At 39.4% G+C, this 12,802-nt stretch carries 9 protein-coding genes; 4 read left to right on the top strand and 5 right to left on the bottom strand.

Annotated features, from left to right (window positions below):
• Positions 1 to 127: 127 nt before the first annotated feature.
• On the top strand, positions 128 to 772 hold the full coding sequence (locus BVU_RS01135) for a MarC family protein (protein WP_005843570.1): 645 nt from the start codon (positions 128 to 130) through the stop codon (positions 770 to 772).
• 72 nt (positions 773 to 844) lie between these two features.
• On the opposite strand, the gene BVU_RS01130 is transcribed toward BVU_RS01135, so the two are convergent.
• The 5 genes from BVU_RS01130 to BVU_RS01110 all read right to left on the bottom strand — a co-directional run bounded on the left by BVU_RS01130 (position 845) and on the right by BVU_RS01110 (position 6,024).
• Complete coding sequence (locus tag BVU_RS01130) at positions 845 to 1,864, bottom strand: zinc-binding alcohol dehydrogenase family protein (protein ID WP_005843572.1); 1,020 nt, start codon at positions 1,862 to 1,864, stop codon at positions 845 to 847.
• Between the two features lie 22 nt (positions 1,865 to 1,886).
• The gene (gene fucP / locus BVU_RS01125; protein ID WP_005843574.1) at positions 1,887 to 3,146 is read right to left on the bottom strand and encodes an L-fucose:H+ symporter permease; all 1,260 of its coding nucleotides are present in this window, start codon (positions 3,144 to 3,146) and stop codon (positions 1,887 to 1,889) included.
• A gap of 26 nt (positions 3,147 to 3,172) precedes the next feature.
• The gene (gene lgaB, locus BVU_RS01120) at positions 3,173 to 4,096 is read right to left on the bottom strand and encodes an L-galacto-1,5-lactonase LgaB (RefSeq protein ID WP_005843576.1); all 924 of its coding nucleotides are present in this window, start codon (positions 4,094 to 4,096) and stop codon (positions 3,173 to 3,175) included.
• 17 nt (positions 4,097 to 4,113) lie between these two features.
• Positions 4,114 to 5,046, bottom strand: a complete 933-nt coding sequence (locus BVU_RS01115) for an aldo/keto reductase (protein WP_005843578.1) — start codon at positions 5,044 to 5,046, stop codon at positions 4,114 to 4,116.
• Between the two features lie 117 nt (positions 5,047 to 5,163).
• A complete protein-coding gene (locus BVU_RS01110) occupies positions 5,164 to 6,024 on the bottom strand; it encodes a helix-turn-helix domain-containing protein (RefSeq protein WP_005843580.1) in 861 nt (286 codons plus the stop codon).
• 241 nt (positions 6,025 to 6,265) lie between these two features.
• Between BVU_RS01110 and BVU_RS01105 the strand changes: the two genes are divergently transcribed.
• The 3 genes from BVU_RS01105 (at position 6,266) to BVU_RS01095 (ending at position 12,788) form a co-directional block, all read left to right on the top strand.
• A complete protein-coding gene (locus tag BVU_RS01105) occupies positions 6,266 to 7,912 on the top strand; it encodes an alpha-L-fucosidase (protein ID WP_005843582.1) in 1,647 nt (548 codons plus the stop codon).
• A gap of 90 nt (positions 7,913 to 8,002) precedes the next feature.
• Positions 8,003 to 11,074 carry a SusC/RagA family TonB-linked outer membrane protein gene (locus tag BVU_RS01100; RefSeq protein WP_005853680.1) on the top strand — a complete coding sequence of 1,024 codons (3,072 nt, stop codon included), beginning with the start codon at positions 8,003 to 8,005 and terminating at the stop codon, positions 11,072 to 11,074.
• Between the two features lie 25 nt (positions 11,075 to 11,099).
• Entirely contained in the window at positions 11,100 to 12,788 is a 1,689-nt protein-coding gene (locus BVU_RS01095; protein WP_005843588.1) for a RagB/SusD family nutrient uptake outer membrane protein, read from the top strand.
• Positions 12,789 to 12,802 lie beyond the last annotated feature (14 nt).

The following is a 12,802-nucleotide window of genomic DNA, read 5'->3' as shown; positions in this document are numbered from 1 at the left end:
GAAGCCTCCGGACTTGAAGAAGTTCCGGAGGCTTTTTTTGTATCCGCACGTGTGAAATGTGACCTCTACTATTGCTCATCTCCCAATTATGGATTACTTTTGCCCATAACCTAAAAATAATACGTCAATGGATACATTATTACCATTTGCATTACTATGCTTTACTTCTTTTTTCACATTAACCAACCCGTTGGGAACCATGCCTGTATTTTTGACTATGACTAAAGGAATGGATGATGAAGAACGGCGTCATATTGTGAAACGTGCTACTATCATTTCCTTTATTACACTTCTGGCTTTTACTTTTTCCGGGCAATTTTTATTCAAATTCTTTGGAATATCGACCAATGGCTTTCGTATTGCTGCCGGTTTTATTATTTTGAAGATTGGGTATGATATGTTGCAGGCACGTTTTACTAATACGAAGTTGAAAGATGAAGAAATTAAAACGTATGCCAATGATATTTCAATTACCCCGTTATCTATTCCTATGCTTTGCGGTCCCGGTGCTATAGCTAACGGAATAATGTTAATGGATGATGCAAATACTTGGACCATGAAGGGAATTCTGATCGGAATAATTGGTTTGATTTATTTTATCACCTATCTTATATTGCGGGCTTCTACCCGGTTGGTTTCTATTCTTGGTGAAACTGGAAATAACGTGATGATGCGCTTGATGGGACTTATTCTGATGGTAATAGCAGTAGAGTGTTTCGTTAGCGGGTTCCGTCCGATATTAATTGATATTATCCAATCAAGTAGGATTTAATCAAAAAAGAGAATGTGCTCGAAGTAGAAAACGATCACTTTGAGCACATTTTGGGTAATTGTATAGATGTGGTTAGTCAAATTCGACTAGTATACGGAATACTTTTCCGGGAGCTGCCGCCCATTCTTTCATGGCCTGTATTGCTGCTTCGGGCTTGACTACTTTGCTGATCAATTCATTTTTTGGGCAAGTACCTTGTTCCATGTAGCGGATAACTGCTCTGAAATCTGTGGGCAATGCATTACGTGATCCGCGGATATCAAGTTCTTTTTGGACAAAATATTTAGTTTGAAAAGAAACTTCTGATTTTGCATACCCTATACATACCACTCTCCCGGTAAATCCGACTTCATTGACGGCCATAACATAGGTTGCAGGACTGCCGACAGCTTCAATGACTACATCAGGACCGAGTCCTTCCGTAATCTTTGTCAGGCATTCATGTACATTTTCTGTCATGGAATTGATGGTATGGTGAGCACCTATCCGTTTGGCAAGTTCCAATTTCTCGTCGTCCAGGTCTACAGCGATAACGGTAGCTCCGCGAAGAGCTGAACGTACAATAGCTCCCATACCGATCATTCCGCAACCAATGACCATCACTATATCAATATCTGTAACTTGTGCCCTGGAAACCGCATGAAAGCCTACGCTCATCGGTTCGATCAGTGCACAGTCACGAGGAGGAATTCGATGGGCCGGGATTATTTTACTCCAAGGCAATGCGATATATTCACACATGGCTCCGTTGCGCTGAACCCCTAAAGTTTCATTATGTTCACAGGCATTTACTCTGCCGTTACGACAGGAAGCACATTTACCGCAATTGGTATAGGGATTAACTGTAACGCTCATGCCGGGTTTTAAAGAATCCGGCACATCCTTGCCCACAGCTTCTATGACAGCTCCTACTTCATGTCCAGGAATAACGGGCAACTTTACCATTGGGTTACGGCCTAAGAATGTATTCAAGTCCGAGCCGCAAAAACCGACGTATTTAATTTTCACAAGAACTTCTCCCGGTTCCAAGACCGGTTTCTCGATGTCTACTACCTTCATTTCGGAAGGAGCGGTAATTTGAATTGCTTTCATTTTTTATTTATTTTTAATCAGTTTAATCAATCACTTTGTATCCTTTCCAGCCATAATAGGCGCAAAACAGGAAACAAATCATAGGAATAGTATAGGCTATATGATAGATATGTTCGTTCAGATGCATCATATAAGCTGTGAGTTGGGGTAAGCAAGCATTTCCAACGATGGCCATAACTAGAAATGCCGAGCCACTTTTGGTGTTGTTGCCTAAATCAGTCAAAGCGAGCGAGAACTGAGTGGGATACATGATAGACATGAAAAAAGAGATGCCCAGCATGGCATAAAGACCTGTCCAACCGCCAAAACAAACCACAACAATACATAGCAAGACATTAATCAGCGCATATACCAATAGCATGTCTTGTGGACGGAATTTTACCATGAGTAGTGTGCCTGTCCATCTTCCTGCCAAAAAAGCCAGCATATAAAGGCCGAAAAAGGTGGTGGCTGTATTTTCAGGTAGTTCTGCATAGGTACAACAGTAGACTAGAAATAAACTGTTAATGGCTGTCTGACCACCATTGTAGAAGAATTGTGCAATAACTCCCCAACGAAGATGAGAACGTTTTAAGACTCCGAAATCAATTAATTTTTCTCCTTTATATTCTACTCCTTCCATCGTATTTCCTTCTTTGATTTTAGGTAATTTGGAGAAGATAAAGATGATGGCAATAACAATGAGTAGCATAGCTAGCAGCAGATAAGGAAGTTTCATGGCGTCTGTTTCTGTTTGAATGTAACCTTCCCAGCCACCGGGAAAAGAAGTGGGCAGGGTGTCGCGGGTATAGTGGTTGCCACTCAGAATCAGTTTGCTGAGAAACATGGCAGCTATAAAAGCTCCCAGCCCATTGAATGATTGTGCCAGATTCAATCGACGGGGCGCACTTTTCGGATCTCCCAAAGCGGTTACATAAGGATTGGCTGCCGTTTCTAAAAAACACATTCCGGTGGCAATGATAAAGAATATGCATAGATATGCCCAATATTCTTTCAGCATGGCAGCGGGGAAGAACAGTAACCCACCACATGCCGCCAGTAATAACCCGAAAATAATTCCCGATTTGTAGCTGTATTTTTTCATGAACATAGCGATGGGAATGGGACAGATGAAATAGGCAAGCCAGTAGGCTGTTTCTGTGAATGATGCTTCGAAAGCGTTTAACTCACAGGTTTTCATCAGCTGTCTTATCATAGTAGGTAGCAGATTGCTGCTGATAGCCCATAGGAAAAACAGGCAGAATATGAGCATCAATGGTACATAATAGTTCTTATTTTTCATGGTATGGATTTATAAGTGTCAGTTGATTATTCTGACATGTTTTTTATGTAAGGAAGAGATATGAGATTTTTGAAACCATAAAATCTTTCGGCGTTTTTACCTAAAAAAAGTGCTTTCTCTTCTTGTGTCATTTCAGTCGTTTTAAGGATGAAATCGTAAGACATCTTGTAAGTAATGGCCGTAATGGTCCGAGGGTAATCCGATCCCCACATCAGTTTGTCCATACCTACCAGATCTGCTGCTTCTTTAATGGCTTTAACCGCTCCGTGAAACGGATAGAATTCACTGTTGAACAACCAGGTGATCCCCCCGGATTCTATCATGACATTTTTATGGCGGGCCAACTTTATTTGTTCTTGCCAATGAGGTGTGGTGACCATGCCGAAATGTCCGATAGCGATTCGAAGCTGCGGATATTCCTGAATGATTTCTTTCATTTCCTGTACTTGTGTATCCCCATCGGCTAAATCAATGGAAAGGATAATGTCTTTTTCTTGCATGTAATGGAACATTTCCATCATTTCGTCACTGTTCAGCATGACTCTTCCTTCTTTTAGAAAAAGGCGGTGTGCCGGGATTTTTATTGCTTTGAAACCGGAACTTATTAATTCCTTGGCCTGTTGCAGATAACCGGGTTTACGAAATTCGCACATACCGCATACAAAGAAACGGTCTGGGTATTTATGGGACACTTTTGCGAGGTATTCATTTTGGATGCCATCAATAAATTCCTGAGTGACTACGGCAGCCGATACTTGTGCATAGTCCATGTTCGAGAGAAAAACCTCGGCACTATTCCGCCCGTCAATCATAAAGGGCGGAACCATCTGACGTTCTTCCCCCATAAATAACGAACGTCCGTTGGTTAAAGTACGGATAGGCAATCCGTTGACTTCCGTATCTTGCCGTAGCCAAAGATGGGAGTGTGCATCTATTATGTTAAAATCCATCATTATTTTCCTTTGTATTATGAATTAGCCCAACTGATACGCATTTGTTTTCCGATAATTTCTTGCACTTCCTTTACAAGGTTCCAATCAATGGGTTCTTCGGCATATGTTATATTTTTCAATACATTATCCGGATTGGCCGAACTGAACAAAGTGGTGGCGATACGTGGATTGCTGACAGAATATTGAATAGCCAGTTTCTCTATAGGATAATTTTTGGACAGGCAATGTTGAACAGCTTTCCGACAGGCTTCTACCAGTGATTGGGGGGCCGGATGCCATGCAGGAACCCCACGTTGGGAGAGTAAGCCCATTGAAAGGGGGGAGGCATTGATAATGCCGATATTCTTTGATTCAAAATAATCCAGATAATCAGTCAGTTTCTCGTCATTCAGACAATAATGGCAGAAGTTAAGTACGCTTTCTACTGTTCCCGGTTCCGAGTGATCAATGATCCATTTTAAGTTTTCTAATTGCAAGTCTGTGATACCTACATGTCCCACAATACCTTTCTTTTTAAGTTCTACCAGTGCAGGTAATGTTTCGTTGACTACCTGATTCATGTCTGAAAACTCTACATCGTGTACATTAATCAGATCGATATATTCAATGTGGAGTCTGTCCAAGCTTTCATACACACTTTCCGTTGCACGTTTTCCGGAATAATCCCATGTGTTGACTCCATCTTTTCCATAGCGTCCCACTTTGGTAGAGAGATAATATTTGTCACGTGGTATTTCTTTCAATGCTTTGCCTAATACGGTTTCGGCCTTGTAGTGCCCGTAGTAGGGAGATACATCAATAAAATTCATTCCATTCTCTACTGCTGTGTAAACAGCTTTGATACCCTCTGCTTCGCGGATATCATGAAAAACTCCTCCTAATGAAGATGCGCCGAAACTAAGATTGGAAACCCGCATACCGGTTTTCCCGATTTCATTGTAATTCATAGCTCTATTTATTTTTAGATTTATTTCCGGCATCAAAAATAGAGGAATAACCTTTAGGTATATGGTGGAAGAGGTTGAAAAAAGTACGTAAACCTTTGCGTAAAAATAATAAGACGGTTACTTTTTATATAGTTCTCTATATTGCTGTGGAGTAACGTCTGTGATTTTTTTGAATAGGCGGTTAAAATAAGAATGGTCTTCATAAGCAAGGAGATAGGCTATGTTTTTTACGGGAATATCCTCTGTAATCAGAATTAATTGGGCTTTCTCTATTTTTTTCTGATTAATATATTGTAGCGGTGTGGTACCGACTTCTTTTTTGAAAAGACGGATAAAATGATCTTTTGAGAGGCATGAGATTGCTGCCAATGAGTCTATATCTACTGTTTTATAGATATTTTTTCGGATGTGGGACAAAACTTTTTGGATACGGTTATCGTTGACTTCCACTTTAGGTTTGGCGTCTTTTAAAAAGCGGGCAATAAGTTGATATACTATACCTCTGGATTCGACTTTGTCACAGAAGGTACGCTGTTTATTTTTAATGATGTTTCTGATTAATGTGGGGTTGTTGTCATAGCTTGTCGGGTCGGATTGAGGAAGCTGCATGGTAGGATTTATTTCACATAACCTTTTAATAAGTGGTAATTCCAGGTTGCCCGCAGGTATTTCTATCGGGAAATTCCAATCTTCCAGAATGCCGGATTCCGATTGATGGTCTTCATATATATGGAGATAATAATGAGTGAAATGAGAATTGCACTGATAACTATGGGTAGTGAATGATGGCACCAGATATAGATGATGTGGTTTTAGTTCCTGCATTCCATCGGGAAATATTATTTGGGCGGTTCCTTCCATTATATAATAGAGTCGGGTAAAAGGGCTGCTTACGTTTTTCCAGTTCCAGTCTGCATTGTGAATGGCTAGTCCTACATTTAATATAAGTAAATGTAATTGGTCGATTGATTGTGTCATATTCCTTAAGTTATTAGAATGAAAGATTCAGTTTCGTACAAAGTAAGCAAAAGTATATATATAATCCAATGGGAAATCGATATTTTCATATCAAATCACCTGTTTTGGTATTTGTTTTTGAATTATTTCAGGTAAAAGTCGATATTATCCTACATAATGGCGCATTTGGATAATATAAATTGGTTTCAACTCTGTATATTTGCACTATTGATAATTGAAAAACATATAAAGCAATTATACTATGAAAGCAAAACATTTTCTTTTGGCTTCGGCTTTGTTGCTTTGGACGGGAGTTTTGGAGGCTCAGACTTACCAGGTACCTGTTTCAGAGAAAAATGAAAAAATGCAGGAGGGAGAGTTCGAACCTACTTGGGAATCATTGCAGAACTATAAAGTTCCTGAATGGTTTAGAAATGCCAAATTTGGTATTTGGGCACATTGGGGACCGCAATGTGTGGAAGGGTCCGGCGACTGGATGGCGCGTTCTCTCTATTTGGAAGGTTCGCGCGAGTATAAGCACCATGTGGAACATTATGGCCATCCCTCTGAAGTGGGCTTCAAGGATATATTGCCTTTGTTTAAAGCCGAGAAATGGGATCCGGACAAATTGGTTTCCTTTTATAAGAAGATTGGTGCCCAGTATTTCTTCGCTTTAGGTAATCACCATGATAATTATGATTTATGGGATAGCCAATATCAGGAATGGAATTCCGTGAATATAGGCCCTAAGAAGGATATATTGGCGGGCTGGGCTGAAGCAGCTAAGAAAAACGGTCTTCCATTTGGTATCAGTTTCCATGCGGACCATGCGTGGAGCTGGTATGAACCGGCTCAACGATACGACCGTCATGGCGAGAAGGCAGGTGTACCCTACGATGGATGTTTGACTAAAGAAGATGGTAAGGGTAAGTGGTGGGAAGGCTACGATCCTCAAAAACTTTATGCACAGAATCACCCGTTAAGCGCTGGAAGTTGGGCTGACGGTATGATTCACCGTCAATGGGCATGGGGAAATGGTGTTTGTATTCCTACTCAAGAATATGTGACAAACTTTTATGATCGTACAGTCGATGCAATAAACCGTTATAATCCCGATTTGATTTATTTTGATGTGACTGGTGTACCGTTTTATCCTATCAGTGATGCGGGTTTGAAGATTGCCGCACATTTTTATAATCACAACATGGTTGTTCGTAAGGGGGATTTCAGTGCTGTTATGTTTGGTAAAATTCTTACCGATGAACAACGTAAAGCTTTGGTATGGGATGTGGAAAGGGGATCTCCCAATAGTATTTATGAAGAGCCATGGCAGACTTGTTCTTGTTTAGGCGGTTGGCATTATGATACCAGATTGGCGGAGAACGGCTGGTATAAAAGTGCTTCCGATGTAGTGAAACTATTAGTGGATGTGGTCAGTAAGAACGGTAATTTGTTGCTTAGTGTTCCTCTTCGGGCTGACGGAACTTTCGATGAAAAGGAAGAAGCCATTTTAAATGAATTTGGTAACTGGATGAGTATGAATAAAGAGGCTATTTATGATACACGCCCGTGGAAAGTCTTCGGAGAAGGTCCGATAGCCAATGCTGATATCAAGATTAATGCCCAAGGTTTCAATGAAGGTGCTTACACTAAAGCCACTGCATCTGAAATCCGTTTTACTCAAACCAAGAAATATCTCTATGCTACAGTCCTTGCATGGCCGGAAGAAAAGCAAGTTGTCATTCAATCGCTGGCAACGGGAAGTGAGTTGTATCCTGATAAAATTACTAAAATTGAATTGTTAGGTTATGGAAAGGTATCTTTTACTCGTACAGCGCAAGGAGTTGTTATTGATATGCCTGATGTACAGTTGAATAAGATTGCTCCCGTATTTAAGATAAAGAAGTGAATATAGCATAAAGTAGGTTTATTTATCGGCTTTTTTAGGTCGGTAAGCCCTTGTTATGTCTTGAAAATTAACCCAATAATCAATAGAATAATGAAAAACAGATTAGAATGTATGCAGCCAATAAGATTCTTGGTGGTCTTGTTGATGTGTTGCCTGAGCTATACTACTTGGGCACAGACACAGAGTAATGTCAATGGTTTGGTTACTGATTTTTCCGGTGAGCCGTTAATTGGGGTCAGTATCTTGGTTAAAGGTACTTCCAATGGAACTGTTACTGATTTGGATGGCAAATTTTCTCTGTCTGCTGAAATGGGAAACATGCTCCAGATAAGTTATGTAGGTTATATTTCGCAAGAAATAAAGGTTGAAAGTAACAAGTTACTTCGTATTATAATGGAAGAAGATACAAAAAAGTTGGAAGAAGTAGTTGTAGTTGGATATGGAACACAGAAAAAGGTGAATTTAACAGGAGCCGTATCTGCTGTTTCAGCTGAAGACTTGGCTAGTAAGCCTGTTATGAGTACTGCTCAAGCACTGGCAGGTTTGGCTCCAGGTTTAAGTGTATTGCAAACTTCAGGTCGTCCCGGACAAGGAGCAACTGTTAAAATTCGTGGAACTGGTACATTTTCAAAAGCTGGAACAGATCCATTGGTTTTGATTGATGGTTTATCAGGTAACATTGATGATGTAGATCCTAATGATATTCAGAGCATTTCTTTTTTGAAAGATGCAGCTTCTGCTTCTATTTATGGTAATCGTGCTGCTAATGGGGTGATCTTGATTGAAACAAAGAAGGGTGCACAAGGTAAAACGACTATTACATATAGTAATTCTTTTGGTTGGCAACGGCCTACGGAATTGCCTGATTTTTTACCATCATGGGAATATGCGGAATATTATAATATGGCTATGCGGAATATGGGTAAGCAGGAAGCTTATTTACCTGAACAGATTCAAAAGTATAGAGATGGATCTGATCCGGATAATTATCCGAATGTAAATCACTTAAAATGGCTGTTGGAATCTGGTTCTGGTTTTCAACACCAACATAATCTCAGCATACAAGGAGGAAATGCTACGACAAGTTATAATTTATCAGTAGGTTATAGAAATCAGGAAGGTATGACGGCAAAAACGTCTAATGAAAGAATGACTGCACTGTTTACTATGAAAAGTGAAATCGCCAAAGGGCTGATGCTTAATTTGAATATTAATGCTTATAATAATAAATATAATGCTCCTAATGGCGAACCACAAAGTATTGATGGAATGATAGGATATGCTGTTCGTCAGGGACCTATTTATGCCGGGCAAAAGTCGGATGGAAGTTTTGGATATCAGGATAATTATAGTCCGGAAGCGTGGTTGGCGAGTGAATCTTTTGTGCAGAATGTGAGTAGAAATATAAGTGCTTCCGGACAATTGACATGGAATACTCCTGTAGACGGACTTTCTTTTATAGGTAAAGCTGGGGTGAATTACTGGACTAAATATGATAAAGCGTACCGGGCTGATACTTATTTTGATGATAGTAAGACAGTGGGGCCCGCTACTTTAAATGTATGGACTGCAAATAATACGTATACTACCTTTGAAGCATTAGCTACTTATGAAAAACAAATTAAAAATCATACTTTTAAGTTATTGGCGGGTACTTCTGTGGAGCAATCTAATAATAAAGGTTTGGAAGGTTATAGAAATACGTTTCCTAATAATTATTTGTATGAATTAGGTTCTGGAGATAAATCAACAGCTACTAATGATAGTTCATTGGAAGAATATGCGTTGCTTTCTTTTTTCGGGCGTATAAATTATGCATGGAAAGATCGTTATTTATTAGAGGCTAATTTGCGCTATGATGGATCGTCACGTTTTGCGGACGGTCATCGTTGGGGACTTTTCCCGTCAGTTTCTGCAGGGTGGAGAATTTCTGAGGAGGATTTTTGGAAGAATGCGGCAGTTTCAGCTGTAGTTGATAATTTGAAATTGCGTGCTTCCTATGGTGTACTTGGTAATCAAAATATAGGTGTTTATCCTTACCAACAGATTTATGAACTTGGACATGATTATCCTTTTGGAAATCCGGCAACTCTTCAGTCTGGGGCTTACATGAAAACCTATAATAATCCGGAAATTACTTGGGAAAAGACGGCTATAACGGATATTGGTTTAGATTTTAGTTTATTGAATGGACGTTTTAGTGGAACATTGGATTATTTTTATAAATATACTTCGGACATTTTAGCACCAGTTGAGGTGTCTAGTATTATGGGACGTGAAGTCGGACAATCTAATGTTGGAGCTGTTTCGAACAAAGGAATTGAAATAAATCTGACTTATAACGGACAAATAGGACGTGATTTCCGGTTTAGTATTTCTCCTAATTTTACATGGGTAAAAAATGCAGTTGAGAAATTGGCGAACGGAGCTACCGAAGAAATTAATAATAACAGAATTGTAGGGCAACCGATAGGTATTATATATGGATATGAAACTGATGGACTGTTTGTAGACCAAGCGGAAATAGATGCGGCTCCTGAGCAATTGGTAAGTAAGTCAGGATTGAAACCTGGTTATGTGAAATACAAAGATATTAGTGGTCCTGACGGGGTTCCCGATGGTAAGGTGGATGCGCAATATGATCGTACCGTATTGGGAAGTACTACCCCGAAGTTTTATTATGGTTTGAATCTTTCCGCTTCTTATAAAGGTTTTGATTTTTCAGCTTTATTACAAGGTTTAGGAGGTCATAAGCGTTTGATAGGATCTTATATGGCTTATGCATTCTACAACGGTGGACAGATACAGAGATGGCAGGCTGAATCTTGTTGGAAGGAAGAAAATCCTGATAAATGGGCTGAATATCCTCGATTGGAAACTTTGAATATGAATGACACTAATCTTCAAACTTCTGATTATTGGGTCCGTAATGCTAGTTTCTTACGAGTCAAGAATATACAAATAGGATATACATTCCCAAAAGCATGGACTAAAAAAATAGGTTTGGAAAATGTGCGTGTTTATGTAAGCGGACAAAATCTGTTCTCTTTCAATAGTTTCTATAAAGGTTGGGATCCTGAAAATGAGATAGGAACAGGGGATTCTCCCTCTTATTATCCGGTCAATAGTATTTATTCATTCGGATTTAATTTCAAGTTCTAAGTAAATCATTCAATCAAGAATCATTATGAAAAATATATATAATACATTAGGAATGACAAAGGCTTGTTTATGTGCTTTGGCTGTATCACTAGTAACAACTGGTTGCTCGGATTTATTAGATAAGGAGCCACCTTCAGCAATTTCTGATGGTAGTTTTTGGACTGGTGAAGGGGATGCCATGTTGGCTTTGACAGGATGTTATCGTTTCCAGACTGGTTGGTCGCATGATGATTTTGCTACGCCACAAGGGTTGCTCTATTTGGATTTTGCAGGTGGAAACGGAACGGAAAAGGAAAATTTTTCTACTTTAATGGCTAGTTCCAATACGGTGGCTACTAACAGTAATTTACGTTGGTATTGGGGAAATGCATATACGCAAATAGCTAAGTACAACACTTTTCTAGAGAATATTACGGACTGTCCGATGGAAGAATCTAAAAAAGAACAGTGGTCTGCCGAAGTGAAGTGTTTACGAGCTTATTTCTTTTTAAATTTGGCATTTTATTATAAGGATGTTCCTATGCCTTTGAAAACTCTGTCGGTGGACGAAGCGAATTCTATCTCTCAAACACCTCAGACTGAAGTCTATTCGCAAGTGGAGAAGGACTTGAAGACTGCTATAGACTTGTTGCCTGTCCAATATTCTTCAGAGGAATATGGCCGGTTTACCAGGGGGGCGGCTAAGGTACTTTTAAGTCGTCTTTATCTGGCACAAGAGAGATGGGGAGATGCTGCTACTATTTTACGTAGTGTGATTGAGTCGGGAATATATGAATTGGATCGTCGTAATGGAGAGGACAGCTATGAGAAACTTTTTCAAATAGGAGGTGAATATAGCCCTGAGATAATATTTTGTATTATGGGGATAAAGGATTTGTATACTAATTCACGTTATCAATATTTATATCCTGAAGCTGCTTATGGAGGGTGGCATCAGTTCTCACCATATAACGAATTGGTGAAAGAATATTTCTGTGCAGACGGCAAGGACATTAAGACTTCTGAGGTTTATGATGAGAATGATCCTTATGTTAATCGGGATTTGCGCTTGTATGCTTCTATTTTTTTACCTCCTTTGGGAAGTTATGAGGGAACTAAGTATAATGATATAATTTATGATTGCTTTAAGGGAGCTAATACTGCAGATAGCTATAATAAATTTGCCTTATTTAATGGATATTGTCCGAAGAAAGGTTGTGATCCGTCTATAACTAATAATTTAGGTTCTACTCCCACTTATACTCCTATAATGCGTTATGCTGAGGTTCTATTAAGCTATCTGGAAGCGGTAAATGAATCGCAGCCGAATGCAGTAGACCAGAATTTATTGGATTTGACTATCAATGATATACGTGATCGTGTGAAATTGGTTGGAATAAAAAAGACAGACGTAGCGACACAGGAACTTGTTCGTGAAGCAGTTCGTAAAGAAAGACGTGTGGAACTGGCATTCGAGGGGCTTCGATATTATGACGTGTTACGTTGGGGCATTGCCGAGAAAGAACTTAATCATACATTTACCGGAGTAAAATTGTCGGATGATCCTCAAGCTCGTAATTATAGAGGGAGTGGGGCTACTGCTTCTCCGGTGGATGAAAATATGTATTATCAATTTGAGAAACGTACATGGGCACCCCATAACCGATATTTTCCTATTCCTCAAAATGATTTGAATGTAAATAAGAATCTGAAACAGAATGAGGGATATAATTAAGCAGGATTAAGTTT

Origin of the sequence: Phocaeicola vulgatus ATCC 8482 (assembly GCF_000012825.1) — a bacterium.
GTDB lineage: Bacteria > Bacteroidota > Bacteroidia > Bacteroidales > Bacteroidaceae > Phocaeicola > Phocaeicola vulgatus.
The sequence above is the reverse complement of the archived record's forward strand: the minus strand, read 5'-3'. Positions and strand labels throughout refer to the sequence as shown.

Bases quoted from the DNA above. Each gene is read 5' to 3' on its own strand.
- BVU_RS01135 (WP_005843570.1), top strand. From the start codon at position 128: ATGGATACATTATTACCATTTGCATTACTATGCTTTACTTCTTTTTTC.
- BVU_RS01130 (WP_005843572.1), bottom strand. From the start codon at position 1,864: ATGAAAGCAATTCAAATTACCGCTCCTTCCGAAATGAAGGTAGTAGAC.
- fucP (WP_005843574.1), bottom strand. From the start codon at position 3,146: ATGAAAAATAAGAACTATTATGTACCATTGATGCTCATATTCTGCCTG.
- lgaB (WP_005843576.1), bottom strand. From the start codon at position 4,096: ATGGATTTTAACATAATAGATGCACACTCCCATCTTTGGCTACGGCAA.
- BVU_RS01115 (WP_005843578.1), bottom strand. From the start codon at position 5,046: ATGAATTACAATGAAATCGGGAAAACCGGTATGCGGGTTTCCAATCTT.
- BVU_RS01110 (WP_005843580.1), bottom strand. From the start codon at position 6,024: ATGACACAATCAATCGACCAATTACATTTACTTATATTAAATGTAGGA.
- BVU_RS01105 (WP_005843582.1), top strand. From the start codon at position 6,266: ATGAAAGCAAAACATTTTCTTTTGGCTTCGGCTTTGTTGCTTTGGACG.
- BVU_RS01100 (WP_005853680.1), top strand. From the start codon at position 8,003: ATGAAAAACAGATTAGAATGTATGCAGCCAATAAGATTCTTGGTGGTC.
- BVU_RS01095 (WP_005843588.1), top strand. From the start codon at position 11,100: ATGAAAAATATATATAATACATTAGGAATGACAAAGGCTTGTTTATGT.